Raw genomic sequence first — 25,652 nt, 5'->3', positions numbered from 1 at the left:
AATGGCATTGACCGCTACGACCCGGCGCGGTTTCTGGACTACAAGCTGGAAGTTCTGCAAATGCTGCTGTACTGCCTGCCGAAGTTCGAACCGGCGCAGGAGACGGAGTTTCTGAAATATGCAAAACATTATATCCAAAACGGGCTGCTGTTCTGCCGTATGATGGACGAAGCCGGTTCCTTTGCCAGTCTTGCGGAGTACCAACGTGTGCGTCAGATCGGTGCGATCTATAACAATTCAGGCAAGAGACGTACAGAGGTCGTTTCCGAGTTCGCCGCCCAAAGCGGATACAAGGACGAAAGCGGATCTGCGGACGAGCTGCTGAGCATTGCCCAGCGCAACCGCAGTATCATTTCCCTCTACCGCACGGAACAGGATGAGGACAGTGAGGAAACCGGCGAGGATGTGACACGCGACGATAGCTGGAACTATGCCGACATCCTCTGGAACGGGATTCAGGCAAAGGCGGTTGCGGCGGCATTTGACCAGCTATCCTATAAAGAGCAATGGTATCTGGAAAAGCGGAACGCCATCTGCTTGACCTGCGGGCGTGTCAGCCCTTTGTCCACGCAGTCTACCTTTGAGGACTTAGCGGTGAATTTCGAGGGTACAGCCGCCAGTGGCGCGGAGCGATTCTACCGGCGGACGCTTGACAAGCTGCGCCTGAAGCTGCCGGAAAGCGGGCTTGTCCATACCGTGACGCTGAAACAGACCGAGTGCCGCAAAAGGAACAAAAAACAGCCGCCGCTGTCTACCTGTATCAGGCGGACAACGACGGCGAATGGGGTGAGATTCGGTTTGATTTTGAAAGCAGCACAGCCGAGATCGTAAAACTGGCAGATTGGGACACAGTAAAGTCCAATGTTTTTGCAAAAGCTGCGATACAATATGTGCGGTATCTTTTAAGGCAGGCATCCACGAAGCAAGTTATCGTCTTGTATGTTAAATAGGCTACGACTTACCGGGTGCTTGCTTTCTTCATGAACTCCAGATAAAGACTGTACAACACAGCACAGACGGGTACGCTGAACAGCATTCCTAAGACGCCGAATGCTTCGCCGCCGATTGTAACAGCCATCAGCACAAGCAGTCCGGGAAGCCCAACGGACTTGCCGACCACCTTGGGATAAATCAGATTACCCTCCACCTGCTGCAAAATGAGCAGAAAGAGAATGAACCACAGAGCCTTGCCGGGTTCTGCCAGCAGGATCAAAAACGCGCCAAGACCGCCGCCAATCCATGCGCCAAAAATCGGTACCAGCGCAGTAACGGCCACAAACGCGGAGACCGCACCAGCATACGGAATCCCAAGGATCAGCATTCCAAAGAAGCACAGAACGCCGATGATGACCGCTTCGGTAAGCTGTCCGCTGACAAAATTTGCAAAGGTTTGGTTGGTCAGAAAGGCAATACTCAGAAGCCGCTGTGCCCTCTTTTGCGGAAGGACTGTCACAATGAGTTTTTTCAAATGTGCCGCGACGACTTCCTTCTTTGCAAGCAAATACAGCGCAAAGACAAGTCCCAAGAGAACATCCACCAAAGCCGACAGGACAGAGGTTGCCGCGCCCCACGTCACGGTGAGGATGCCGCTTCCCTCATCGCTGATCAAGGCGGTGACCTTCTCGATCAACAGGTCGGAGTCTATGGCGTATTCGGGCAGGACAATGTTATATTTTGCAGCAAACCGGACAACGCCTGTCCACCACCGCCCGATTTCCTCCACATAGGCCGGAATGTTTTGAATAAACTCGTCGCCGGACTCCCGCAGGCTGGGGATCATCATAAACACCACGGCAAACAGAATCCCAAGAACGAGCACGGTGCTTGCGCTCAGGCACACAGGGCGGGTCAGCTTTTCAGGAGCCCTTCGGCACACCTTGTTCCAGCAGCATTCCAACGGTCGAAGGACTATGTTAATCAAAAACGCAATTGCGCCACCGATCAGAAATGGCGTGAACAGCGCAAGCACCTTGCCGAGAAAACGCAAAACAGCGTCGAGATTAGCCATCGCCCACACGAATACAACAAACAGTACCAGTGCACGGAGGATATAGCGAATGATCGCTTTGTCCGGCCATTTGATTCCCTGTGGTGTAGAATTCTCGTTTCTGTTACCGGCTGTGTTTTGCGGTTTCTTCGCCATGTTTCTTCCTTTCCACTATTGTGCACAGGCCCATTCAAATCCGAAAGCACTTTTGCAGCGCTTTATACTCACCCATTGCCAGAATCGTTATGTCATCGGACAATACAGTGTCCGGCGTAACGGAAACATCCGTTTTTCCTGCACGCTTGATGCCGAGGATATTGATGCCGAACTTTCGGCGAACATCCAGTTCTCCAACGCTTTTCCCGACCCACGCCTCTGGCACCTGAACTTCAAAGATGGCGTGCTGCTCGTCGATCTCTATATAGTCAAAAATATGGTCGGCAGTGAATCGAATCGCGGCCCATTTTGCCATCTGCATTTCGGGATAGACCACGTTATCTGCGCCGTTGCGGAGCAGAAACTTCGCCTGCACGTCGCGTTCGGCGCGGGATACCACGCATTTTGCGCCCAGCTCTTTCAGCAGCGAGGTGGTTTCCAGCGAGTTCTGGAAGTTGCCGCTGATGGTCACAAAGCAAACGTCAAAATTTCCGATACCGAGCGAACGCAGAAACTCCGCACTGGTGCTGTCGCCGATCTGCGCGTTGGTGACAAACGGAAGCACATCGTTGATTCGCTCCTCGTTGGTATCAACTGCCATGACCTGATGCCCCAGTTGAGAAAGCTGCATGGCGATATGCCGCCCCAAGTGGCCTGCTCCAATCAATAAAACATTTTTCATGGGATAGACAACTCCTTTGCTTATCCAATCGTGATTCTTTCCTGCGGCAGCTTTGCATTGCCGCTTTTTTTGCTGGACACCGCCGCATAAATGAGCGTCAGCCCGCCGACCCTGCCCAGATACATCAGCGCGATCAATACCGCCTGCGAGGGAATGTGCAGCTGCGGCGTAATACCCAGAGTCAGTCCCACGGTGCCCACCGCCGACGCGGTTTCATATAGGCAGGGGGACAGCGGAAGATTCTCATATACGCTGATAAAGACGGCTCCCCCAAAGAACAGCGCAAGGTACATCGTCAGAATGGTCGCGGCGGTTTTGACGGCACTGCAATCGACTCTGCGCCCAAAGAATTGAGCGCTGTCCCGCTGCCGGAAGCTCGCGGCAGCATTGGCAAGCAGAACAGCCAGCGTTGTGGTTTTCATGCCGCCTGCCGTGGAGCCGGGAGAACCGCCGATGAGCATCAGAAGGATCATCACGCCCAGCGATGCGCCGGACATGGCGGGTAGATCGACTGTGTTGAAGCCCGCCGTTCTCGGCGTGACCGATTGGAACAGGGCTGCCTGAACCCGCTCTCTGAGGGGAAGGGCATCAAAGTCCACAAAGAAGAAAAACAGCGCCGGAAAGACGATCAGCGTGAGTGTCGTAACGAGAATGACCTTACTTTGCATTCGATAACGGTGGAAATGCAGCTTGTTTTCGCAAATGTCATCCCATGTCAGAAAACCAATGCCGCCGGTTATGATCAGGAGCATGATCGTGATATTGATCACCGGATTTTGGACATAACCGGTGAGAGAGGGATACAGGTTATGGTTCGTTCCCAGAATGTCAAACCCTGCGTTGCAAAAGGCAGAGATCGAGTGAAATACCGCCATCCATATCCCGTGCCATCCGTAGTCGCGGCAAAACACCGGCAGCATGGCAAGCGCACCGATCAGTTCGATCAGAAATGTTCCCCGCAGAATGAACCGTGTCAGCCGGACGATTCCCCCCACTTTCGGCGCTGAGATGGCGTCCTGCATGGTGCTGCGCTGCATCAGAGAGATCCTTCGCCCAGACAGCAGCGCAAACGATGCCGCCACGGTGACAACACCAAGCCCGCCTATCTGAATCAGCGTCAGGATCACAGCCTGCCCAAAGACCGACCAATAGCTGCCGGTATCCTGCACCACAAGACCCGTTACACAAACAGCGGAGGTCGCGGTGAAGAGTGCTTCATGAAATGGCGTTACGCACCCGGCTGTTGTGGAGAGCGGCAGCATCAGCAGCAGCGCGCCCAGCAGGATCACCCCTGCAAAGTCCAATATGATAATTTGAAAAGACGAAAGGCGGCGCTTTCTACAAACCATTTCTTCCGACATCATCCTCACTCCTTGTGAATTGCGGGATAGATTTATTGTGCGCAGGCCAAACACACGCCGCATTGCCTGACTGTGACAGAGGATACCCGATACACGCTCAGCCCGGAGACCGTGATCTCCAAATTCTGCACAGCGAAGGAATCGCCCTTGACGGGGACTCTATTCAGCTGCTCCATGACCCAGCCGCCGACAGAAACACTGTCCGATTCCAGCTTGACATCAAAGAATTCCATAAAATCTTCCAAACTGACGGAGCAGTCCACACGGTAGGTATTCTCGTCCAGCTTTTCAAAATCTTCTTCCACTTCGTCGTGTTCGTCCCAAATTTCACCAACCAGTTCTTCCAGAATATCCTCCATCGTAACAATACCGAGCGTGCCGCCAAAATCGTCTACAACGACGGCGACATGGGACTTCTGATGCTGGAGCATTTTTAGAATGTCGCGGATCTTCGTGTACTGATAGACGAACAACGGTTCCGTCATGATTGCCGTAATGGGCTGATCCGTCATCTTGCCGTTGATATAGAAGTCCTTCTGATGAAGAACACCGACGATCTGATCGATGGTATCCCGGTAGACCAGCAGACGGGAGAAGCGGGACTGTGTAAAGGCTCTGGCAATTTCCTCGTGGCTCTCGTCGATGTCCACGGCCTCCAATTCGATGCGATGCGTCAGAATTTCCGCCGCCGTCAGGTCGCGGAACTCAAGGGCGTTGCGCAGCAGCTCACCCTCATTTTCGTCAATGCCGCCGTCCTGCTCCACGTCCTCCATGAAAAGGAGCAGTTCCTCGTGGGACATTTTTGCGTCGTCATTTGTCTTGAAGAAGCGAGAAACCAGCTTTTTCCACTGGGAAAAGAGAAAATTCAGCGGTGTCAGCACCCAGATCCAGAGCCGGATAAAGGGCGCACTGAACATGGCAAAGCGCTCCGGCGTGTCCTTTGCAACACTCTTGGGGGTGATCTCACCAAAAATCAAAACAACGATCGTTACGACGACCGTAGAAACCGTCGCGCCGATGTCGCCGTAAAGTCCGACGAACAGAAGTGTGCCGATGGACGCCACCATGATATTGACGATATTGTTGCCGATCAGGATGGTGGAGATCAGCTTGTCATAATCTTCGGACAGCTTGAGCGCCAGCGCTGCCCGCTTGTTTCCGTTGTCCGCCAACACCTTGAGGCGGGTCTTATTCAGAGACGAGAATGCCGTTTCTGTGGCACTGAAATAGGCGGACATGACGATGCAGGCCACCATTGCGAAAATGCTTCCAAAATAATTCATTTCAAACTCCTTTATGTTCTGTTCATACGATCATTTCATGCAAAAAGGGCACACCTATACCCGATACCGCAGCAAAGGGCGCAGATATGCCACATACGAACAGACCATATAAGAGCAGTTACCGTTATCGTCGCTACTGTCATTTTCCACGGATTTCTTCCTCCTTTTTGCTGTGTGCTTATATCATAGCATTTTCCCGGTGTAGATTCGGTAAAGAAACGAGTGTGGCGCAATATCCTCCTTTGAGAAATCTTGAAGCGGTTCCGCTTCTGCGGTATAATAATGCTGCAATAAATTTCAGGAGAAGCATGATGAAGAATCGACAGCGACAAAAGGATATTCTATTTTCGATCCTTATTTTTTGCAGCGCCTTTGCCATCAATTTGCTGATTCAGAAGCTCTTTACCACACAGACACTGGTACCCATGATCTTTGTGTTCGGCGTATTTTTGATCTCGCTGAAAACCCACGGGTATTGCTATGGTATCATTTCGGCCATCATCAGCGTGTTTGCGGTGAATTTCGCCTTCACATATCCCTATTATGCCTTTGACTTTTTCATAGAAGAAAGCATCCTATCCGCTGTCATTATGCTGGTCGTCGCCGTTTCCACCAGCACGCTGAACATTCGCATCCGCGATCAGGAGAAGCTGCGCTCGGAAAACGAAAAAGAGAGAATGAGGGGCAATCTGCTGCGGGCGATCTCCCATGACTTGCGCACGCCCCTTACCTCCATATACGGGTCATCCTCCACGCTGATCTCCAAGTATGACGCGCTGCCGAAGGAGCAGCAGCTCAAGCTGTTGGGAGAAATTCAGGAGGACAGCGAATGGCTCATCCGCATGGTGGAAAATCTCCTGTCTGTCACAAGGATCGACGGCGCGAAGGTGGAGGTCGTGAAAACGCCCACCGTTCTGGACGAACTGATCGACTCCGTTTTGATGAAGTTTTCCAAAAAGCATCCGAATCAGAAGGTCATCACACAGATACCGGAGGAATTTGTGGACATTCCCATGGATTCGCTCCTTATTGAACAGGTACTGCTGAATCTTCTGGAAAATGCCGTATTCCACGCAAAAGGCATGACGGAGCTGACGCTTTCCGTTTCTCTTGTGGGGGATAAGGCGGTATTTGAGGTTGCCGACAACGGCTGCGGCATCCCGGATGATGCACTTCAAAAGATTTTCTCCGGAAGTTATGAAAAGTCCGCCGCGCCGGTGGACGGGACCCGCCGCAATATGGGGATCGGACTATCTGTATGCGCTGCCATCGCCAAAGCGCACGGCAGTGACATTACCGCAGAAAACAGAAAGGGCGGCGGTGCGGTATTCCGCTTTGCGCTGGAAAGAGGGGGTGAGGACGATGGGCAATAACAAGTACAAGATCCTGATCGTAGAGGACGAGGCCAACATCCGAAGCTTTATCAAAGCCAATCTGGAAACCAGCGACTATCAGGTGCTCTGCGCGGAGACCTGTGCGCTCGGCATAATGATGTACACCTCCCATCGTCCGGATCTCATCGTTCTGGATCTCGGCCTGCCGGATCGGGATGGTTTGGACTTGATTCAGAAAGTCCGGGAATCGGACACCGTGCCCATCATTGTGCTCTCCGCCCGCTCCAACGAGCGGGATAAGGTAGAAGCCCTGGATCTGGGGGCGAATGATTATATCACAAAGCCCTTTGGCACGGAGGAATTACTGGCCCGCATCCGCGCCGTTCTCCGCAGCCATCGGCACAGCGAAGAGAATGAAAGTACCCCTGGCGGGAAATTCCACCTTCAGGACTTGCTGATCGATTACGATACACGGCAGGTCTTTGTGGGTAAAGAAGAGATCGACCTGACCCAGACGGAGTACAACATCATGGCGTTTCTCTCCGTCCATGCGGGAAAGGTGCTGACGTATGCCGCCATCATCCGCGCGGTCTGGGGGTATTCAGACTATGGCAGCGTCAAGAAGCTGCAAGTCAACATGAAGAACATCCGCAAGAAAATGGGCGTGACGCCTGGTGAAAAGCGCTACATCATCAATGAGCTTGGCGTCGGATACCGGATGCTGGCGGAGGATGAAATTGTTGCTGATTCCTTTCTTTGACGAGCATAAGCTGATTCTACATAATTTTAATTTTTCTTCCGATAAATAGCAGAATAAGGATCAACCGCCCGTTCCTTTCGGAAACGGGCGGTTGCCTTAGCGTTTGTGATCCTTGCACACCAGAATTGTCGGCTGACAGTAGTAAGTTTGAATTAGTTCCTTATCACTGTTAAGCCAAGGCTCGGCTTGCTTTTTTCAATCGTTGTGGGGTTTTTATGTGTTCAATTTCATTTTACAATTTACCACATTTCTTTGATGCTGATCGACCCATTCCTATTTGGGCTGTTTTTGAATCACTGACACTTGGAGAATTTGGAACCTTTTTGCCTGCTCAAATTCAAATGTCAAATTAAAAACTTCGAGTATACTTCACTTGCCAAGCAATCTAGACTCAGATGGAAAAATCACCGAATACATGATTTACGCTGTCAAGAATTTACGAAATGCTGTTGCGCACAACAACACTATTTTTGATACCCGTTTTCAGGCAAGCACAATAAACGGTTGTCTTATTTCACTTCTTGAAACCGAAGTAGGAAAAGAATGAGTAAATTTCAGCTTCTCTATGAATATGAACCGTCGGTTTTACTGAGAAATTACTGCCTTTTTCGGAAAGCACGCTTTCAATGTCCACTTTTTCATTCTCAATATCCACTTTTGCATTTCCCATATCCACTTTTTCTTCATTCAAAAGTCCACTTATATGTAGATTTCGATTATGAAGCTCATTCTTCTCGTTCAGAAGCAGATTCCTGAGAAACGCTTTCATATACTCCGTTGTTTCGTGAATGCCTTTTGGTAGATTCGTATGGCATCATTTATAGCATCAATTCCCCTTGGTATTCAAATTATACCAGAGTTACGGATCACTTTCAATCAGTCACGCTCTTTTTTGACGATCATCGCATTCCATACTTTCTCGGGTCTAAAAAATCCTGTTATCGATTTTACACCGATAACAGGATTTTGATTTCATTATTCTATTTCAGCTTCATCTTTCCCTCCATTCGCATCATCTCATTCTGGGCTTGCGCTTTGGTCACGTTTGCATAAACGCGCATGGTTGTTTCGGCATCTGCGTGTCCCATGATAATCTGGACTGTTTTTACATCTATTCCGTTCAGAATCATCCTCGTACAAAATGTATGACGAAGCATATGACAGGTGATTGGCGGAAGGAGATTTTCCTCTCGGCCTTCTTGTGCTGCCTCGGCGTGTTCCTCCTGATTGTATTTCGCCGTAATTCTTTTAAGCTGACGGTTGATTCGATGGTTGGAGTATACGCGACCATACAGATCACGAAAGACGAAATTAGTATAGCCATCAATAACGATCTGATTATCTGCATTGAAATCATTTCTTCTTTCATACAGCGCCAGCAGCGTGTCCCTCACTTCTGTCAGCATGGGGAGTTCTCGCTTTCCCGTATTACTTTTCGGCACAGTCACAGTATACTTACACGTTCCGTCCAGGGTAACAGTATAATTCATCGTATGATTGATGCTGATCGTATTTTTCTTAAAATCAATATCATCCCAGGTAAGGCCCGCAAGTTCGCCGGAACGAATACCGGTTCCAAGAAATACGGTCAAAACAGGCAGCAATTCACGATAATCCAGCGTATGAGCAACGTAAGAAAGCAACCTATCCTGTTCTTCCTCGGTTAAGGCATCTCTGTATTTCGGCTCCCAGTCCTTTCTTTTCTTGAACTCCTGATAAACACCGTCAACCGGATTAGCGGCGATATAATGCTCTCGACAGGCCAGCTCAAACACCGGATGGATTACATTGTTCAGATTTCCAAGCGTAGAAAGGCTCAAGCCATGTTTGAGCCTGCTGATATAGAACTGCTTCACATCAGAATATCGAACAGATTGGATCGGTCTTTTTCCCCACTCGTTCTTTACATGCTTGTTATAAAGATAAATGTACCGGACCAGCGTTGTTTCCGCAATCTCGCATTTCATAGAAATATATTCTTGCCAAAACGCATTGACCGTTTTCGTCTTCTTAGGCATTGCTTTTGTGCGCCGGTCGGTAATCCTGTTCTCCATGTCACGCAGACATTCCGGATTTGTATCCCCTTTGGGTGGCTGATCTTCCGGGAGCAGCTTCCAGTTGGTTATGCTTTTGCGAACCCCGTTCTCGTCCGTATATCGGAATGTATAGCTGCCGTTTCTGATCTGAGCTTCTCCGGTCAGAAGCAGACGTCCCTTATTATCTCTTCGTTCCCTGGCCATTTCAGCACCTCACGATTCAGTGTTGTTATTACTAAACAGCTGAACCTCATTATTCAAATATTCTTCAAACATTTTTCGTTTGAAGAATACCCGTCCGCCGTTCCAGATCAGATACTTGGCATACTTATCCTTTGCAATGATCTGTCGAAGTCTTCTTGTACCGATGTGGAAGTATTCAGCTGCTTCGGATAATGACAAAGCGTATTTCTCCCAGATTGGAACCTTCTTCATGTTATAAGCGACATTTTCATGAGTGGAATACATATCACTTCTCGCCTGCTGAAGATCCTCAGCTCTCTCCTCCTTCATGGTATCTTTTGTTCTTTTAGTTTTTCCTCTGCTCTCAGCCGGGGCATAATCGATTTCATCCTCCCGCTCTGCTTCCCGTTTCTTTCTGGGGCGCTGCATCTCTGGTTCTGCCTCCCTCAGCTCTTGTTCCAAAAGAATCCGCAACAACAATCTCATATCATCTGTCATCTTAATTTTCTCCTCTTCAGCAAGTTATATTTCTCCCTGCACAGCGCTATATCGTCTGCCGCAGCCGTCTTAATATGTACATGATGCTCTTTCAAAATCGTTCGGATAAATGCTGCCACATCTTCTGCCGACTTGAATGGCTCATACAGGATATAGCGAACATCTTGCAGCTCGCAAATATACCTCTTAACCTTCTGCTCATGATTTCGCTCATCGGTACTTCTTTCTTCGATAGCCAGATTCAACTCCGGGATATACATTTCCATGCGGATTCCCGTCAAGTCATCTTTGTCGAACTCCACTTTCAAATGGTTTTGTCCTGAATACAGCATGACAAGCAGTTTGGGAAGCACATAAACAAACTCCTGCTCGCACTTTGGACATGGCACTTTTCGCATCGTTCGATCATAAATTTTGGCTTTCCATTCATGACCGCAGCTGCTTTTCCACCAGTATTCCTGCTTTGACAAGGCCGAAACCTGATCTGGTGTAATTGTTCCGTTCTTCTCGCAATTCCACTCTGCTGCTATTGCCGGGTGGGTCTTTGACAGGCTGTTCAGGTTTTCTTCTACCACACGTCCAGCGCAGTACGGGCATCTGCTGCCATCAATTCTTGATGAAATCCACGCGCTGTACTCTCCTCCGCAGGATGGGCAATGCCACCAGAAAAGCCCCGCCTTGCTTGATGTAACTGCATCTGCTCCGACCTTATTCTTCTCTGACCACTTCTTAGCAAGCTGCGGGTACTGTGAAGCAAAGTCGTTAAAGCCTTTCAGTAGTTTATGATTCTCGCAGTAGGGACAGCCATGCCCATCCGATCTGCTGGAAATCAGAGCATACCATTCATGCCCACATTTTCCTTTCCACCACGCTTTCTTATTGCTGAATGCTGTTACCTCGTCTGGTCGTAATGGATAGTTTTTATCCGACCACTCTGCCGCGATCTCCGGAAACCTCGATGCAAGGTCATTAAAACCGGCAAGCACACGATTTCCGGAACAGTACGGACAACCGGGAGAATTTTTTCCGGTTCGGCTATGAGGACTTGCCTGCCATTCGTGTCCGCACTCTCCACGCCACCAAACCTTTTTATTAGAACCATAACTGATATCTTTCGGCAGCGAAGGAAAATTGCGCGTTGACCACTGTTTTGCGATCTCTGGGCCCATGATTTCCAGACTGTTTTTCATTTTTCTCACCTCGCTTTCCTTTAACGAGATTCAGTATAGACGAAAAAATTCAATATGAGAAATGTGCGAATTTGAAAACGGGACCTGTCAGGCGATTTTTCATCGCCCTGGCAGATCCTGTTTTGTGCTTATATATTTTGTACCTGTCGCTCTCCCGTCCGGATATAGTTACTGTAGGTTAAAATCTCCCTCTTTTTCATTTCGTTCGACACCGTAACATAAATCTGGAGAGTGGTGGTTACATCCGCATGGCCTAGCACTGATTGTACGACCTTTACATTCAGTCCAGACTCGCACATACGCGTTGCAAAAGTATGCCGCAGTACATGACAGCTGAAACATGGGAGGAGCACCGGCTCATCGTCAATGTCATTGTTTTCAAGGATTTCGCCATTACAATCGCGCATGATTCTGCGCAGTGCCTTATTCAGTGTTCCCTGATGCTGTACCTCTCCGAATCGGTTGACGAAGATAAAATCAGAATAACCTTCGATATGGCTGACACTAATGATATTATTTTCTTCTTGATACTCTTTCTCCATCTTAAATGCTTCGACAACGCCCTCTGTCATTGGAATTTCGCGGATACCAGCCTTGGTTTTTGGCGTATTGATAGAGAAATAGCAGCCATGCTCATCACGATGATTGTAATAGACCAGAGTATGGTTCACGTTGATAAGTCCTGTCTTGAAATCCACATCACACCAGCGCAGGCCGGTAATCTCGCCAACACGCATCCCGGTGTTTGCCATGATATAAAAGACCGGATACCAGTGATTGTAGCGCGGCGAATTCCTGAGATATTCAAGGAAGATCCTTTCCTGCTCAACGGTCAACGCCTTTCGCTTTTCCACCTCGTGACCATGTGCCGATTTCAGCTCACGCAGCATATTGTCGGTCGGATTATTCCGGATCATATCATCATCGACAGCGATTGCAAAGACCTGATGGAGCACGTTATGAATGCCGTCCAAAGTAGAGATTTTCAAGATGCGCTCATCAACAAGCTGATTGTAGAACCGGCGTACATCTGATTTCTTAACCTGTGTCAGCTTTTTCTTTCCGAAAGTTGGCTTCACGAACATCTCATACATATAAATGTAGTTCTTCATCGTACTGCCTTTAACGCCTCTTTTCACCTGAACCCACAGGTCAAAGAGGTCATTTACGGTGATGTTCTTCACATTCGTTTTAATACCGTCATGCCGGTCTACGATGATCTGTTCTTCCTGCTCTCGCAAATCAGCCAGCGTGGGAGCATATACTGCATGGCGTTTTCCGACTTTATCCGTCCAGCGGTAAACATAGGTGCCATTATCTTTTTCACTTTCGCCTGTGCGTAGCCTGATATGCTTACTGTCAAAGCGAACGCCGTTCTTTGATTTGACTTTCTTCTTTGATACCATTGTTTTTCCCTTCCTTCATCAAATTTCTCTTACGGGAATAGCATAAACAATGACGTCCCGTTTTCCCAATGTACAAATGCAGTGGTCGGAAGCAAATCACACAGTTGCATTAGACGGAGTATGCGTTCTCCAAATACTCATCCAGTTTCCGGCGCTTAATCATTCGCCTGTTTCCAACCCACATGACATAATCGCAGGTCGGCTCATCTGTCATTTCTCTCAGCTTTCTGACACCAATGCCGGTATAGGCAGCAGCTTCTTCCAGCGTGATTGTTGCCCGTTCCCATACGGGAACCAGGTTGTTTTTTTCTTCTCTATTCATTTTCTTTTACCTCCTGCTGTTCGTTTCTCCGCATAGTCCTGATAATTTGTGTAACGGTATTCACACCAGTCATATTCTCTCGACTTAAAAAACTTCTTTCGGATAGCATCATAAAAATGCTGAATCGCTCTGAGGTTGATGTCTTTCGTAAGGACTAAATCCCTGACCGTAATCTTTTCAAGCTGTCTGTGAATTTTTCTCCAGCCGGTGTAGTCGAAGTGCTGATTCATTGCCCCGCAGTACATTGCCTCGTCTTCTGTGATATTCGGATTCAGACTGCGATACAGGCAAACGATAATTTCCTCGACTCGTACTGCATCGAGCAGGTTCATATTCAGCAGATCAAAGACGCGCATATCCAGGACCTGATCCAAATGTTCAAAACCAAGCGAATCGAAGTAATTCGACACAGTACGGTTTACAACAGCCTGCCAGTCATCAATTACCACAGAGGCATTCAATTCGACATTCATCGTCACACCTCGTCTTTCTGCAACGAGCGCAAACCAAGACTGATAGCCGCTGCTGCATCAACCCGGCGCATAACGCTTTTGTTTACGTGTCCGATCTTATCTCCCAGTCTGCACTTATCGACCGTCCGCAGCTGTTCCAGCAAAACCAGAGAGGGACGTACACCACTCTCTCGACCTACATGCACATGAGTCGGCAAAATGTTTTTCCTGATATTGCTGGTCAGCGGTGCAACAACAACCGTCGGACTATAACGATTACCAACATCATTCTGAACGACGACTACTGGACGAAAGCCAGCCTGCTCAGAGCCAGCCGCCGCACCCAGCTCGGCATAGAGAATATCTCCGCGCAAGATGGGACTTCTCTTGTAAGTATTCATATCGACCCTCCTCAAATTTGTCCTCTCACTAATCAACTACAACCTTCGAGTCCAAAAACTGATAATCATTTTTGAAAAAATTCAAAATAAATTTTTCAAACAGCTTTACGCGGTATCTTGCCTGATGTTCCGGAATATCATATTTTTCCCTTAAATAGCTGCATGCCTTATGTTTTCTGCCATTCAAATAGAATCTGAGAACCTCATTCGCCCATGGCTTCCAGTTTTCAAGCGCAGCACGCAGCTGGCGCATAGTTTCTTTCTCAACTACAGCCTTCTCTACGCAAAAGCTGTCTGCAACAAAGTCAGTCAAAGCACCTGCATCTTCGTTTGCACAAAGCGTGTCTGTAGACAGAAACTTATACTTTCTTTTTGCATTCTGAATTTTGTTTCTGTAAGTTTGCTTGCTGTTCCACTTCTGATAATCCGGCAAGCCTGTTTCGATGTACATGACATCCAATCCATCCGTATCAGCAATTACATCCTTGGTAAACAGCCGGCGTTCCTGTAAAGGCAGTTCCTTATTCTTAATCAGTATCTGCGTGAATTCCTCCTGAGAGGCAATCCGCATTCCCATACTTGTATTCTCTCGATCAACAAAGACCAGCACAGTCGTTTTCATCTTGCAATCTCCTTTGAATTTTTTTGAAAAATCAAAGGTGATCACGGATATGCGGCGATTAGCGCCAGCCAGTAAAAAACGCTCATTTCGTTCCTTTCTGGAACCAAATGAGCGCAAAAAAGCCACTTGATCTGCTAACCTATCGCCACAATGATCGAACCGTGCTTTCTAAAGCACAGGTTGCAAATCAAGTGGCGCAATGGAAGTCAGCACATCAAGTGGCTCCGGGGCACAATCTTGTTACTCCATATTCAATTCAATCTGCTTATGCGGTATACAGCCGAAAGGCAATCGGTGGAAACACTACTTCCTCACCGCAGTTCGGGCATTTTGCCCTTGAAGGGCCATGTTCCCCCCGATACAAAATCTCGATCTTATGCTCACAGTATGGGCAGAGCCGCGCAACGCTGGTGCCGAAAGCCGCCATGCTGAACTGAAGTTTCAATTCTTCCTGCTCCGCCTTCACCTGCGCATAGCGTTCCGGGTCCTGCGTCTTTACATCAAGTCTTGCCATATTGAAATACCTCCTCTGAGAATCTATCTATCTGTTTCATCACAGCAACTATCGATTAAACTGTACGGATTATTCAGGTCGTTTCGATCTACCAGGCCCAGCTGCTTCATTCGAATTGCCAGCGCCGTTTTGGAGACCCCCATCTTATCTGCAATCTGCGAAAATGCTTCATACTGCCTTGCCGCAAATATTCGATTGACCATACGCATTTTCTTTCCTAAGCCATACTCCTGCATATACTGCAGGATCAGGTCTTTGGGCATCAGCACTGCTGAAGCCAGCATATTGGTACGCCATTCTTCCCAGTCTGGCGTCACGTTTCGTGGTGCAAAACGCAGGCTGTAATAGACTCTGCGCAGCTGAACGCCTAAATAGGTTTCTGGATACAGCATTCCGTATACCAGATGGCAGGCTTCGTGCATAAGCGTGAAATTGTGACGCCCGATATTTGCGTTTTCGCTTCTCAAACTCTCGTCAACGAAAACCGTCCTGCCGTCCAAGGGCGCATATACCGGGTGCTCAACATCATCAAACACCTGAATCTGAACCGGAAGCATACAAGTCAGGCCCAGCACATGCCCAAACCGCGATAATTTATGATATGCGATCTGGAGACCCAGCACATTGCTTGTCACAATTTCAGGATCGATTCTCGTTAATTTTCGATTCTGCTGAGCACAGTACCGGTGATATGCCCGCACGATGCGTTCGGCAATCGTCTCGATTTCTTGAACCGTCAGGTAGGGCATAGCCGGCACCTCCTACACATGAAGGGTTTTGGCTTCTACAAACCACAAGCCTTCATCTTCAAAGAGGAATGTACGATGCTGTCCGATCCGGATGGAGTACCGAATGCCGGTTCCTCCGACTTTACTGGCGGCGGCTCTCTTTCTGCCTAACACCTGGTCGATCTCATAGGTCTTGCCATCGGAGAACTTGATGGATAGCGGTATACTGCCGCCATCCTTCGTATGGCGCACCAGAGTATCTACATAGACTTTTTCCCAATTAACTGTCTGTTCCATAGTCTTTACTCCAAAGATTTATCTTTTTCCTACTGATACATTAGTCCTGGCATTTTTACACTATCGCGTCCGTCATTCGGCATCTTCAGATTGCCAAGCAGGCCGGCATATGTTAGAGATTTTTTTCCGAAACGACGACGCAGATCTTCGATCGCATCCTCCAGTCGAACTATGCGATCTCTCCGCTCATAATCGACCATCAGTGAAAGCTGCTCCTCCGTTGTCTGAGGTATCAGGTCGATTGCGCGAATGGTGATTGCGCGAACTTTTTCAGTCCATATATAACGCTCTTTGAATAGTTGGAAGCCTGCTGCGGCTATTTCAGAGGGCAGCTGCGTTTTGAACGGCAGTTTGTACTGATACTGGGTACTGTAAAGACTCTTGTTTCGCACAAAAATCTGAACACCGGTAGCTGCCAGCCCATGTACGCGCAAGCGGTGGCCAACATCCTGGCTTAATTCCAGCAGCACATGAAATACTTCATCCTCGTTATCAAGGTCAGCCGTACAGGTAATGCCATGCCCTATTGACTTGACCGGACTGACAAAATCCTTCTGCATCACGCGAGACTCGTCCGTACCGTTTGCATATCGCCAGAGTTTCAGGCCATTGATGCCGAACATATATTTCAGCGTGCTCGGCTCCGTTGCAGCCAGATCACCGATTGTCTTGATACCGTAGCTGGCCAGCTTCTTCGTTGTGGCGCTGCCTACATAGAGCAGCTCTGATGCGGCCAGTGGCCAAATGTTCTCCTTGAAGTTCTGCTTTGTGATTACGGTAATTGCATCTGGCTTTTTCAGATCACTGCCCAGCTTGGCAAATATCTTATTGAACGATACGCCGATACTCACCGTCAGCCCCAGTTCTTCCTTCACCGACTGCCGGATCTCCTCTGCGATCTCCAATGGTTTGCCATATATCTCGCAGCCGGTCACATCCAGCCAGCATTCGTCCATTCCAAACGGCTCCACCAAATCGGTGTAACGGTAATAGATCTCATGTGCCAGCTTTGAATACTTCAAATACTGGTCATACTGCGGCGGAACAAGAATCAGGTCTTTACATCGCTGCTTTGCCTCCCAGTTTACCATGCCGGTTTTGACCCCAGCTCGCTTTGCAAGCTCTGACTTTGCCAAAACGATTCCATGCCGGTTCTCTGTTGATCCACACACTGCAACCGCTTTGCCTCGCAGTTTGGGATCAAGCATCATTTCAACCGATGCGTAGAACGAGTTCATATCACTATGCAGTATCGCACGGTCAGCACTCATTGCCACTCACCTCGCTTTCTGTGCTTTAAGCATATCATTTCGTTATGCGATATGTCAATCGTGCATTTGTATCGTTTTATTCAATTCTTTCTTGACACTGCTCTTTCCGACTTATATAATATAAGCATAAACACAGAGGGAGGAACAGACCATGAAAAAGGCTAACCGTTCCAGCAAGATTATCAACTTCAAAGATTTCAATACCGGCTATAATGCTGTTTCTGAAAGGGAAGATAATATCATCGGTAAAAAAATTGCAGATTTCCGTGCTGCAAATAAAATGAGTCTGACCGATCTGCGTATACTGCTTGAAATCTATGGTATATCTATAACCAACGCTTCTATCAGCAAATGGGAAACCGGAGCTTCTGTTCCGAACATCTATCAGTTTATTGCCGTTATGCAGGCTCTAGGCATAGACGAAAATATCTCCTTCTTCACGCGCGCTGCCGCACAGCTGAACCCAGAAGGATTGCGAAAGCTGCGCGAGTATCGTGACGATTTGATAGCTACCGGAAAATACAGAGTCGTTGCCAAGCACTCCTATGAAGAGGAATGCATTGATATGCCGATCAGCACTCTTTCCGTTTCGGCTGGTACCGGTACATTCCTCGATGAAGGGAATTTTGAAACTATCTCTTTCCCAAAGAGTGCAGTTCCTGATCGTGCTGATTTTGGTGTTCGTGTCTGCGGTGATAGTATGGAGCCGGTTTATCACGATGGTCAAATCGCATGGATTCAGGAATGCAGTGAACTGTCCCCAGGCGAGGTCGGCATCTTTATGTATGACGGCGACGGCTACATCAAGATGTATGATGAGCAGGAACCTTGTGAAGCCGAACGTTACGATTTTACTGACAGTGACGGCACACTCCATATGCAGTCTGTTCTGATTTCGTACAATAAAAAATACGAGCCGAAGCTCGTATCTCCATTAGTTAGATTTTCTATTGTAGGCCGTGTACTGAACTAATTTCCAATTAACCTCAGAGGAGGTCCTTGACTTGAATACTATTAGCCGTGTGCAGGAACTTGCTGACGAACGCGGACTTACCCTTTGTCAGCTCTCTAAAATATGTGATTTGTCCGAAGCCACAATCCGCACTGCTAAGAAACGCGGTAATCAGCTAAGTGTGGATACCATAGAGCGTATCTGCGAGGCACTGGATATATCGCTTAGTGATTTTTTTGCAGAAACCTTACCCAAATAAATTCGCTATACGCATGAGCTTCTATCTCCACTTTCGTAACCATCTAATCTATCCTCGCCAAGAAAAATACTGGATACCATTGCCTGTCGCTTTTCTGTATAGTAATCTCCGATCTTTTCATTGGAAAAAGCAAAGTGGTGTAAAGATTAATGATCTTTGTATTGGCACCGAAAATATATTTATTTCTCCGCGGCTTTTCTTCCAGGATGGGAGAGTGCCGCGGAGAATTTTTTGCGAAGAAAGAATTGCTATAACTTTCGTAATTCCGGGAAAACCTTTATCTAAGAAAAAAATACAATATTAACATGAATATCATGAATATAATATTGGAGGCTGTGAATATTCCCAAATACCTCCCTCTCAGATTCCTGTTTTCTTTTGCAATATATTTGAAACTTATCAGGCTTGCCATGGATGCAATCAGAGTGCCGAGACCTCCAATATTGGTTCCGACAATTAAAGCCCGGTAATTATCTGTAAAGCCGGATAAAAGAAGCGCAGCGGGAACATTGCTCATAATCTGACTGGCAAGAACAGCAGTAAGTGTTTCCCTTCCTGCCATGATTCTTTCCAGAAAACTGCTGAATTGCGGAATCCTTCCAAGGTTGCCGATAAAAATAAATAATGCGATAAAGGTGGCAAGCAGGGAGTAATCCACCCTGCTTATATTTTCCCTGTTTCTTAGCAGCATATATATAAGAACCACTACAAGAGGAATCTGGTATGGAATGATACGTGCAACAGTGAGCAGGCAGATTGTAAATAAGATCAGGTAAGCGGCCAGGTATTCCATGTTAAGTTCTTTTCTGTCAGAGAATCCCAAAAGAGTTTTATCTTTTTCGGAACCGCATACGTGAGGTGCTTTGGCAGCGGCTGCCTGTATCCATATCAGAAGAAGGATAAGTGCTGTGGCGGAATAGGGAAGCATCAGGGTTATTAATTCTGCCGCGGACATCCCTGCTCTGGCATATAGATAAAGGTTCTGCGGATTTCCGATTGGTGTGAGCATGCTTCCGAGATTAGCAGCGATTGTCTGCATGGCTACTATTTTAAGAAGCCAGTAATTGCCCAGTTCCTTTGGCATTTTATGCACAATGATCAGTGCAAGAGGAACAAAAGTAATCAATGCTACATCATTGGTGATCACCATTGACAGGAAGAAACATAAGAGTACCAACAGCCTGATCACACCCACAGTTCCCGATGTTCCCATCAGCAATTTTTTGGCAAGTATATCAAAAACACCAACAGCCTTCAAACCAGCTACAATTGCCATCAAGCAGAAGAGGAGCCAGAGAGTCCTGAAATCGATATAAGTAAAATAAGCCTTATCCGGTCTGACCCAGAACATAGAAAGAAGCGCCAGGATCACTGCAATTGACAAAACGGTTTCTTTCCTGAAAAAAACATATAATTTTTGTAACATAATATTTCCTTTCCGGTCCTCCTGGCTATCGTATGTGGCAGAAAAAAGAATCTAAACTGGAACTGGCAGCCTCCATGATCCGGCAGGTTATGCCTGAATTTCAGGAAAAAAAGCAGGTTATTAAAGACCTTAAAACAGCTGATTCATCAATAAGTCTTTTTTTCATTTTCATACCCCTTATCTTGTTTCGTGTCAATGTAAATTCATTATATCCTATCCATGTATTGAATGCAATGAGAATAGTAAATAGTCGGAAACTGTGGTATAATCAGGTTATCATGGTTTCCATTAGCATTCAAAATATAAAAGGGGAGAAAAAGTATGAACGAGCATGAAAATCAAACGATGAAAATATTCGGCAAGCGGCTGACTGCTAGCCTGCTGGGTGCAGCACTGGTGATGAGTATGCCGTTTGCGTCCGCGCTGACACAGAAGAACATTACCGTAGAGCGTGGTGTTACGGTTTATGTGGATGACCAGAAGCTCAATCCGGGTGACGCAAATGGCAATTCGGTAGAGCCAATGCTGTATAATGGTACGACTTATCTGCCGATTCGCGCGGTATCTGCGGCGCTCAATGTGCCGATTGCGTGGGACGGAACGACGTCCAGTGCGTATCTCGGTGAGCATAAGGTGGATCAGAATGCGGTAAACCGTGCGAAAGCGTATGTTTCGGTGATCGAGCAGCTGCAGAGTAAGTACGGCAAGCGCGCTGTCAGCGGCAGTATCGTCAGCGGTCTGGTGACGGCGATGCTCATCGATTTTGATGGGGACGGAAACGAAGAACTGCTTTGTGTTTGCAATACGAAGGATAAGATTCCGGCTGATCAGTGGGATAAGCATGGCACAAATGCATCCAGCAAATATATGGTTTACTCGTGGAATGGGTCTTCTGCGGTAAAACTGGTAGAAGATGAAGTGCCGTTTATCTTTACACAGAATGATTCTCGTAATTTCCCGCGAGTGCTGCCCATAGCTTCTCAAAACGGAAAGTATTATTTAGTATGGATGAGCAATGGTGATTTAGCAGGAAATAATAAAGCATATTCAATGGAGCGGATAGAGACTGTAGTGAATGGTCAGTGGCAGACGAAAGGCATCTGGCACTATGAAGATTGGAATTATGAGTCGGTAAGAGTATGGGATACGGACTTGTTCACTGGTGAAGTAATTGATACAGAAAACGATTGGAAAGAATTCGGCAAACTGCATTACTCTGCAAAGGAATATCGGGTAACATTTAGCAGCTACAATACGGATGGACATCAGAATAATACCCTTAGCAATCTGGCTCCTGCACCGGAAATCGCACTTTCCAAGCTGAAAGCTATCGCCAACTCGCAGTCGTCCATTCTGGGCGGCAAGGCCTCGGGCGAGTATAATGCGAAACGTCGAATGGAAAAGCTGGCTGTTGAAACCGGGGTTAAGGTCTATGTGAACGACAAGCCGATTGTTCCGACCGACGTCAACGGCAAGACGGTTGACGTGCTGCTTTACAAGGGCACGACCTATCTGCCGGTTCGTGCCGTTGCAAATGCACTCGATCAGGCTGTTGCATGGGATGGCGCGAGCTACAGCGTATACATCGGCAGTCACAAGGACGTATAGGTAATTACAGCAAACCCACCTTATATGGATCATTGGAGCTTGAGGGAGTCGAAGATGATTCATTCGTGAAAAGAAAGGACCAAAGAATATGAACAAACGCACTATGTTTATGATTGGCGTTGTTAGCGCTGCGCTTCTCACGAGTGCTGGCGCGGTGAACGCAACCCCGACCAAGAATACAATCTATGTAGACGGCACAAAGGTTAACGGCGCCGCTTACATGATTAACAATAACAATTACTTTAAACTCAGGGATGTTGCGGCGATGGTCAACGGAAGCACAAAACAGTTTGAAGTGTCTTGGAATGAGACGAATAAGCGGATCGATCTCACGACCAACAAGGCATACACCGTTGTTGGCGGCGAAATGGCGCTTCCTTCTAGCGCAGTGAAAACTGCCAAGGAATCGAAGGCATCCGTATTTAAGGATGGAAATAAGGCTGATTACACAGGATACAACATCTCCGATAACAACTATTACAAGCTGCGTGATCTTTGTAAGGATATGAACATCGGCGTCAAGTTCGATCTCGCAACCAATCGAGTCGACATTCTGACGACTGTAGGTTACGGTGAAGAGGATAACGCGGGTAATACCACGAAACCCACGACACCGACTGAGCCGACAAATCCCGTAACGCCTACGGAACCCACGGCGCCGACAACGCCCTCCACCAGCGATAAAATCGGCCCCAGTGATATTGATTATCGTGCGGCAGGTGATGAGGGAATTAAGAGCGTCGTTCTGTCAGCGTATGATCCTCATTATATTTATTATCCGTCTTACGGAAAGTATAGCGCAGACTATCAGAACCTGTTGGACACCTGCGGTGAGGAAATCGTGACCAAGACAGTAAGTTACTATACCTACTGCTCTCAAACCGATCAAAAGTCTGTGCTTGCAGGATATCCCATTCAGATTCTGGTCAAAGATGAACGTCTGAATAAGGAAACGAGAGTATGTGCAATGACTTATTACGTTTCCAAGCCTGAAGGCGAGATTACTATAAAAATGCCAAAGAGCACATACGAACGCGCTCTTTCTGGAGAAACGGGAGTATTCCGAGTGCTTGGTACGTTTATCGAGAGAAACAATTCCCATGCACTGATCAACGGGCAGGAATATCAGATCAATCCAGTTAACTTCTCTAAATCAGACTTCCGTTCCGAAAATCCCACTGCCATGGAAATGACCTTAATGCCGAAGTCTAGGAATAATTGAAAAAACAAACACCTACTCAGCCAATGCAAGCATTGGCTGAGTTTTTTATAGTTCTTTGATAGCAAGCGCAAAGTCCATCAAAATGCTGCAGGAGATTGAGAAAATGAAAGGTCGGGATTTCGTGCAGCAGCTTTTGGACGGCACGGTTCTGAACGAAAAGCATAGGAAGATTGTCGCGCAGGTGACGAGCGGATTGGAGTAAAAGAACAGCCACCGGAGAAAATTCTCCGGTGGCTGTTTGCTTAAAAAGTCGAATATTATGGTTCAATTTCGTGAAAATGTAATGTGTTTACGGTATTATCAAAAAAGTCTGCATAATCAGAATTTATGACGGCTGTAAACGAATCAAATTGTGGTTCAACCGAACAGGTAAACATCGTGCAAGCCTTTTCACGATCATCCCATTGTTGACGCTCTGCCGAACTCATATTCTCTACATCAGTAACAGAAAATTGTTCCCATGCCTTTTCATATTGTTGCCGTAATTCAGCATTTTCAACTGTCATAAGGCTACAATTAACACTCACTATTACGGGTATAGAAGTATCATTTATGTTGAGGTTTCCATTAGCTTCATAATAGTTTTCTGTTGAACACAGAGAGAACGAAAAACTTAATTCATCGCACGAATAAGTTGTGGATTCTAAAAGTAAACCTTTCACTTTCCATGCGTCATGTTTTTCTTTGACAACCTCTACATCATATAAATCCGTATCATTTATCATGTATTGAAACGACATAATACCTAATTTACCTGATTGATTGACTTCACCCTCACCGCTTCCGCCAACAAATGTGACTGTGTAATCTGAACCATATCTTGCAGTCAAGAAGGAATTATCCGTCATATACTCATCGGCCACGGTTTGGTCAGTTGCCAATATTCCCGAAGGAACCGATAGTTTACCGGCAGAACATCCCGATAATATTCCTACTAAAGTAGATAACAGCAATAAAAGCACCTTCTTCAAGAATAAATTCACCTCCACGAAAAAGATTCCACTTTGTTATTCGACTTACGATTCATAATTTTATATCCGCCATACTTACTTTTCCAATAAAGTTTCTCATCGTAAGCACTACGCATTGTACTATTGGGGAATGTTAGTGTAACATCCATAATAATATTTTCTTTCTTGGCAGAATTAAGTTTGAAGACTGTTAGCCACCAATGCCCCGACGAAGAACGAGAAGCAAAAGCATTGGTAGTATACGAATCACCGCCGTTTTTCTTTTGTACCACTTCTCTAAATGCAATGCTCATGCCAATGTATTCACTGGAATACGCTGCTCGGTACCATGCAACATTTTTAGATAACGGTTCAGTATTTTTTATCATAGAAAATAATCTATCAAATGCTTCTGTTCCGGTAAATACTGCACCATCGCATCGCATCTTTTGAAAATATTGACTAAGCGACATCGTGCCATCCAAAACATATAAACCAACTTCGCCGCCAGCAGTAGGACCGTATTCGCCCTTCCAACATTCCACACGCCATGTTTTGTTGTTATATTGGAATATACAGGACAAGAAATTAATATTGATACCCGGAACAATATTCATATACTTGTCAAAAAGGTCCATATAGCCAAATGTCCGCTGCCAACCATATTCAGATGAATAAAAATATTGTCCACCATACGAGTATTCAAAACCAAATTTTTGAGCTACCGAATCAATTGTAGCAGATATGCTGGGGCGTTTGCTTGTTTTTAGATACTTATCTGCAATCCAACCTGTTTTACCTTCATATTGAACTTTGGCCCAATTATAATTGTTATTGTTTTTCTTCTCGTTTAAATATGTAACAGCAGTATTATATTGCAATGTCGCGAGGACATTATATGATGTGCCTGCGCCACTACGCATATAGACATTATCAGTAGCAACATATCGCGTATTCGATGATGCAAGTCCAGCCCAATCAGAATAATTAACCACATTATTCCCGCAATACCCATACCAATTCTCGCCGTCCTTGATAGGGTCTTCCTGTGTGAACCGGTGGTCGGCAGGGTCGTAGAAACGATTCTGCGCGAAATACAGGTCAAGCACTTCGTCCCAAGTGTAGCCGGTGAAATTGTTGGCGTTGTCAATGCCGCTGAAATTCGTGTCCGTGTAGGTTTTGGTCAGCGGATTGCCCCACGGGTCATAGATCGTGTGAGAGATGACCTTGCCGGTTTCGTCTACGGCAAACAGCGTGCTGCCGAGATGACTGGTGCGATACCATACCTTGCGCACATCATTTGCCGCAAAGTCACTTTGCAGGTTTTCGCCGCCCTCACCGCGCTTTGTACCGGCTGCATAGCCGTACTCTGCCGAGATACGGGTGCCGTCCTCATCGTACACATACCGCTGCGTGAAGCTGCCGTCCTCTGTGACGAGTATATCACGATTGGCAATGGAAAGATAGTCCACAACATAGTTCTTTGTTACGGTTTCAAAATTGCTCTGGAAGGTCGTGCCTACCTCGGTTTCCCATGTGCGCTGCCAGAAAAAGCGTCCATCCTTCAAGAAGTCCAGATAATCGGTGCCGTGCGAACCGTCCTTCAAGTCGGAGTTTGCATGGGCGGCATTCTTGTTGTCGCGCACCTGTACATTCTTAATGCGTACATTGAGCGCATTATAGGTGTAGGTGCTGCTCTGACCGTCCTCTGTCTTGCCGGTTTTCAGCTTGTTCTGTGCCGTGTAGGTATAC

The 25,652-nt window shown here is 47.0% G+C and carries 26 protein-coding genes and 1 pseudogene; 7 read left to right on the top strand and 20 right to left on the bottom strand.

The window, feature by feature from the left end; all coding sequences use genetic code 11:
- Positions 1-831 (top strand): annotated as a pseudogene (locus DW806_RS15830) (hypothetical protein); the annotation flags it as partial.
- Positions 832-958: 127 nt separating this feature from the next.
- On the opposite strand, the gene DW806_RS14210 reads toward DW806_RS15830, so the two are convergent.
- Genes DW806_RS14210 through DW806_RS14195 form a run of 4 tightly spaced genes read right to left on the bottom strand, consistent with a single transcriptional unit; the run spans position 959 to position 5,469 of the window.
- The gene (locus DW806_RS14210) at positions 959-2,143 is read right to left on the bottom strand and encodes an AI-2E family transporter (RefSeq protein ID WP_118730366.1); all 1,185 of its coding nucleotides are present in this window, start codon (positions 2,141-2,143) and stop codon (positions 959-961) included.
- A gap of 34 nt (positions 2,144-2,177) precedes the next feature.
- Positions 2,178-2,825 carry a potassium channel family protein gene (locus DW806_RS14205; protein WP_118730365.1) on the bottom strand — a complete coding sequence of 216 codons (648 nt, stop codon included), beginning with the start codon at positions 2,823-2,825 and terminating at the stop codon, positions 2,178-2,180.
- 20 nt (positions 2,826-2,845) lie between these two features.
- Complete coding sequence (locus DW806_RS14200) at positions 2,846-4,186, bottom strand: TrkH family potassium uptake protein (protein WP_118730364.1); 1,341 nt, start codon at positions 4,184-4,186, stop codon at positions 2,846-2,848.
- A 32-nt stretch (positions 4,187-4,218) separates the two neighbouring features.
- Positions 4,219-5,469: an HlyC/CorC family transporter gene (locus DW806_RS14195; RefSeq protein ID WP_118730363.1), complete on the bottom strand. Its 1,251-nt coding sequence runs from the start codon at positions 5,467-5,469 to the stop codon at positions 4,219-4,221.
- A gap of 308 nt (positions 5,470-5,777) precedes the next feature.
- On the opposite strand from DW806_RS14195, the gene DW806_RS14190 reads away from it, so the two are divergent.
- Both DW806_RS14190 and DW806_RS14185 read left to right on the top strand, forming a co-directional pair.
- Positions 5,778-6,842, top strand: coding sequence for a sensor histidine kinase (locus DW806_RS14190; RefSeq protein ID WP_243022777.1), 1,065 nt, complete (start codon positions 5,778-5,780; stop codon positions 6,840-6,842).
- Positions 6,832-7,563 carry a response regulator transcription factor gene (locus DW806_RS14185; RefSeq protein WP_118730361.1) on the top strand — a complete coding sequence of 244 codons (732 nt, stop codon included), beginning with the start codon at positions 6,832-6,834 and terminating at the stop codon, positions 7,561-7,563. The genes DW806_RS14190 and DW806_RS14185 overlap by 11 nt, the downstream gene beginning before the upstream one ends.
- 514 nt (positions 7,564-8,077) lie before the next feature.
- On the opposite strand, the gene DW806_RS15520 is transcribed toward DW806_RS14185, so the two are convergent.
- The 13 genes from DW806_RS15520 to DW806_RS14120 all read right to left on the bottom strand — a co-directional run bounded on the left by DW806_RS15520 (position 8,078) and on the right by DW806_RS14120 (position 17,483).
- On the bottom strand, positions 8,078-8,332 hold the full coding sequence (locus tag DW806_RS15520) for a hypothetical protein (protein ID WP_243022776.1): 255 nt from the start codon (positions 8,330-8,332) through the stop codon (positions 8,078-8,080).
- 211 nt (positions 8,333-8,543) lie between these two features.
- Complete coding sequence (locus tag DW806_RS14175) at positions 8,544-9,803, bottom strand: site-specific integrase (protein WP_118730360.1); 1,260 nt, start codon at positions 9,801-9,803, stop codon at positions 8,544-8,546.
- A gap of 9 nt (positions 9,804-9,812) precedes the next feature.
- The gene (locus tag DW806_RS15825) at positions 9,813-10,280 is read right to left on the bottom strand and encodes an excisionase (protein WP_243022775.1); all 468 of its coding nucleotides are present in this window, start codon (positions 10,278-10,280) and stop codon (positions 9,813-9,815) included.
- On the bottom strand, positions 10,277-11,470 hold the full coding sequence (locus DW806_RS14165) for a zinc-ribbon domain-containing protein (protein WP_118730359.1): 1,194 nt from the start codon (positions 11,468-11,470) through the stop codon (positions 10,277-10,279). Before DW806_RS14165 ends, DW806_RS15825 begins: the two co-directional genes overlap by 4 nt.
- Before the next feature lie 128 nt (positions 11,471-11,598).
- Positions 11,599-12,876, bottom strand: coding sequence for a tyrosine-type recombinase/integrase (locus tag DW806_RS14160; RefSeq protein WP_118730358.1), 1,278 nt, complete (start codon positions 12,874-12,876; stop codon positions 11,599-11,601).
- 109 nt (positions 12,877-12,985) lie between these two features.
- Positions 12,986-13,198 carry an excisionase gene (locus DW806_RS14155; protein WP_118730357.1) on the bottom strand — a complete coding sequence of 71 codons (213 nt, stop codon included), beginning with the start codon at positions 13,196-13,198 and terminating at the stop codon, positions 12,986-12,988.
- Complete coding sequence (locus DW806_RS14150) at positions 13,195-13,671, bottom strand: hypothetical protein (RefSeq protein ID WP_110436395.1); 477 nt, start codon at positions 13,669-13,671, stop codon at positions 13,195-13,197. Before DW806_RS14150 ends, DW806_RS14155 begins: the two co-directional genes overlap by 4 nt.
- Positions 13,672-13,673: 2 nt before the next feature.
- The gene (locus DW806_RS14145; protein WP_110436394.1) at positions 13,674-14,051 is read right to left on the bottom strand and encodes a type II toxin-antitoxin system PemK/MazF family toxin; all 378 of its coding nucleotides are present in this window, start codon (positions 14,049-14,051) and stop codon (positions 13,674-13,676) included.
- A gap of 28 nt (positions 14,052-14,079) precedes the next feature.
- Complete coding sequence (locus tag DW806_RS14140; RefSeq protein ID WP_118730356.1) at positions 14,080-14,673, bottom strand: hypothetical protein; 594 nt, start codon at positions 14,671-14,673, stop codon at positions 14,080-14,082.
- Between the two features lie 265 nt (positions 14,674-14,938).
- Complete coding sequence (locus tag DW806_RS14135) at positions 14,939-15,187, bottom strand: hypothetical protein (RefSeq protein ID WP_110436392.1); 249 nt, start codon at positions 15,185-15,187, stop codon at positions 14,939-14,941.
- 23 nt (positions 15,188-15,210) lie between these two features.
- On the bottom strand, positions 15,211-15,936 hold the full coding sequence (locus tag DW806_RS14130; RefSeq protein ID WP_118730355.1) for an ImmA/IrrE family metallo-endopeptidase: 726 nt from the start codon (positions 15,934-15,936) through the stop codon (positions 15,211-15,213).
- 12 nt (positions 15,937-15,948) lie between these two features.
- On the bottom strand, positions 15,949-16,212 hold the full coding sequence (locus DW806_RS14125) for a hypothetical protein (RefSeq protein WP_118730354.1): 264 nt from the start codon (positions 16,210-16,212) through the stop codon (positions 15,949-15,951).
- 29 nt (positions 16,213-16,241) lie between these two features.
- Entirely contained in the window at positions 16,242-17,483 is a 1,242-nt protein-coding gene (locus DW806_RS14120) for a DNA polymerase Y family protein (protein ID WP_118730353.1), read from the bottom strand.
- Between the two features lie 151 nt (positions 17,484-17,634).
- On the opposite strand from DW806_RS14120, the gene DW806_RS14115 reads away from it, so the two are divergent.
- Together DW806_RS14115 and DW806_RS14110 are read left to right on the top strand one after the other, a co-directional pair.
- Positions 17,635-18,456, top strand: coding sequence for an XRE family transcriptional regulator (locus DW806_RS14115; RefSeq protein WP_110436388.1), 822 nt, complete (start codon positions 17,635-17,637; stop codon positions 18,454-18,456).
- A 31-nt stretch (positions 18,457-18,487) separates the two neighbouring features.
- Positions 18,488-18,694 carry a helix-turn-helix domain-containing protein gene (locus tag DW806_RS14110; protein ID WP_110436387.1) on the top strand — a complete coding sequence of 69 codons (207 nt, stop codon included), beginning with the start codon at positions 18,488-18,490 and terminating at the stop codon, positions 18,692-18,694.
- Positions 18,695-18,971: 277 nt separating this feature from the next.
- Here DW806_RS14110 and DW806_RS14105 read toward each other — a convergent pair whose 3' ends face one another.
- The gene (locus tag DW806_RS14105; protein WP_110436386.1) at positions 18,972-20,120 is read right to left on the bottom strand and encodes an SLC13 family permease; all 1,149 of its coding nucleotides are present in this window, start codon (positions 20,118-20,120) and stop codon (positions 18,972-18,974) included.
- A 321-nt stretch (positions 20,121-20,441) separates the two neighbouring features.
- Between DW806_RS14105 and DW806_RS14095 the strand changes: the two genes are divergently transcribed.
- Together DW806_RS14095 and DW806_RS14090 are read left to right on the top strand one after the other, a co-directional pair.
- Positions 20,442-21,728: a stalk domain-containing protein gene (locus DW806_RS14095; protein ID WP_110436384.1), complete on the top strand. Its 1,287-nt coding sequence runs from the start codon at positions 20,442-20,444 to the stop codon at positions 21,726-21,728.
- Positions 21,729-21,816: 88 nt separating this feature from the next.
- The gene (locus tag DW806_RS14090; protein ID WP_118360359.1) at positions 21,817-22,950 is read left to right on the top strand and encodes a hypothetical protein; all 1,134 of its coding nucleotides are present in this window, start codon (positions 21,817-21,819) and stop codon (positions 22,948-22,950) included.
- Between the two features lie 257 nt (positions 22,951-23,207).
- On the opposite strand, the gene DW806_RS14085 is transcribed toward DW806_RS14090, so the two are convergent.
- Together DW806_RS14085 and DW806_RS14080 are read right to left on the bottom strand one after the other, a co-directional pair.
- Entirely contained in the window at positions 23,208-23,921 is a 714-nt protein-coding gene (locus DW806_RS14085) for a hypothetical protein (protein WP_147358112.1), read from the bottom strand.
- Between the two features lie 8 nt (positions 23,922-23,929).
- Positions 23,930-25,652, bottom strand: a 1,723-nt coding sequence (locus tag DW806_RS14080; protein ID WP_118730351.1) for a DUF4474 domain-containing protein, incomplete at its 5' end; no start/stop codon positions are given.

Origin of the sequence: Butyricicoccus sp. AM32-19, from assembly GCF_003480365.1 — a bacterium.
In the GTDB taxonomy this organism is placed as follows: Bacteria; Bacillota; Clostridia; order Oscillospirales; family Butyricicoccaceae; genus Agathobaculum; species Agathobaculum butyriciproducens.
The sequence above is the reverse complement of the archived record's forward strand: the minus strand, read 5'-3'. Positions and strand labels throughout refer to the sequence as shown.

Excerpts from the sequence above, each read along its gene's own strand:
- DW806_RS14210 (WP_118730366.1), bottom strand. The coding sequence starts at position 2,143 with ATGGCGAAGAAACCGCAAAACACAGCCGGTAACAGAAACGAGAATTCT.
- DW806_RS14205 (WP_118730365.1), bottom strand. The coding sequence starts at position 2,825 with ATGAAAAATGTTTTATTGATTGGAGCAGGCCACTTGGGGCGGCATATC.
- DW806_RS14200 (WP_118730364.1), bottom strand. The coding sequence starts at position 4,186 with ATGTCGGAAGAAATGGTTTGTAGAAAGCGCCGCCTTTCGTCTTTTCAA.
- DW806_RS14195 (WP_118730363.1), bottom strand. The coding sequence starts at position 5,469 with ATGAATTATTTTGGAAGCATTTTCGCAATGGTGGCCTGCATCGTCATG.
- DW806_RS14190 (WP_243022777.1), top strand. The coding sequence starts at position 5,778 with ATGATGAAGAATCGACAGCGACAAAAGGATATTCTATTTTCGATCCTT.
- DW806_RS14185 (WP_118730361.1), top strand. The coding sequence starts at position 6,832 with ATGGGCAATAACAAGTACAAGATCCTGATCGTAGAGGACGAGGCCAAC.
- DW806_RS15520 (WP_243022776.1), bottom strand. The coding sequence starts at position 8,332 with ATGAAAGCGTTTCTCAGGAATCTGCTTCTGAACGAGAAGAATGAGCTT.
- DW806_RS14175 (WP_118730360.1), bottom strand. The coding sequence starts at position 9,803 with ATGGCCAGGGAACGAAGAGATAATAAGGGACGTCTGCTTCTGACCGGA.
- DW806_RS15825 (WP_243022775.1), bottom strand. The coding sequence starts at position 10,280 with ATGACAGATGATATGAGATTGTTGTTGCGGATTCTTTTGGAACAAGAG.
- DW806_RS14165 (WP_118730359.1), bottom strand. The coding sequence starts at position 11,470 with ATGAAAAACAGTCTGGAAATCATGGGCCCAGAGATCGCAAAACAGTGG.
- DW806_RS14160 (WP_118730358.1), bottom strand. The coding sequence starts at position 12,876 with ATGGTATCAAAGAAGAAAGTCAAATCAAAGAACGGCGTTCGCTTTGAC.
- DW806_RS14155 (WP_118730357.1), bottom strand. The coding sequence starts at position 13,198 with ATGAATAGAGAAGAAAAAAACAACCTGGTTCCCGTATGGGAACGGGCA.
- DW806_RS14150 (WP_110436395.1), bottom strand. The coding sequence starts at position 13,671 with ATGAATGTCGAATTGAATGCCTCTGTGGTAATTGATGACTGGCAGGCT.
- DW806_RS14145 (WP_110436394.1), bottom strand. The coding sequence starts at position 14,051 with ATGAATACTTACAAGAGAAGTCCCATCTTGCGCGGAGATATTCTCTAT.
- DW806_RS14140 (WP_118730356.1), bottom strand. The coding sequence starts at position 14,673 with ATGAAAACGACTGTGCTGGTCTTTGTTGATCGAGAGAATACAAGTATG.
- DW806_RS14135 (WP_110436392.1), bottom strand. The coding sequence starts at position 15,187 with ATGGCAAGACTTGATGTAAAGACGCAGGACCCGGAACGCTATGCGCAG.
- DW806_RS14130 (WP_118730355.1), bottom strand. The coding sequence starts at position 15,936 with ATGCCCTACCTGACGGTTCAAGAAATCGAGACGATTGCCGAACGCATC.
- DW806_RS14125 (WP_118730354.1), bottom strand. The coding sequence starts at position 16,212 with ATGGAACAGACAGTTAATTGGGAAAAAGTCTATGTAGATACTCTGGTG.
- DW806_RS14120 (WP_118730353.1), bottom strand. The coding sequence starts at position 17,483 with ATGAGTGCTGACCGTGCGATACTGCATAGTGATATGAACTCGTTCTAC.
- DW806_RS14115 (WP_110436388.1), top strand. The coding sequence starts at position 17,635 with ATGAAAAAGGCTAACCGTTCCAGCAAGATTATCAACTTCAAAGATTTC.
- DW806_RS14105 (WP_110436386.1), bottom strand. The coding sequence starts at position 20,120 with ATGTTACAAAAATTATATGTTTTTTTCAGGAAAGAAACCGTTTTGTCA.
- DW806_RS14095 (WP_110436384.1), top strand. The coding sequence starts at position 20,442 with ATGAACGAGCATGAAAATCAAACGATGAAAATATTCGGCAAGCGGCTG.
- DW806_RS14090 (WP_118360359.1), top strand. The coding sequence starts at position 21,817 with ATGAACAAACGCACTATGTTTATGATTGGCGTTGTTAGCGCTGCGCTT.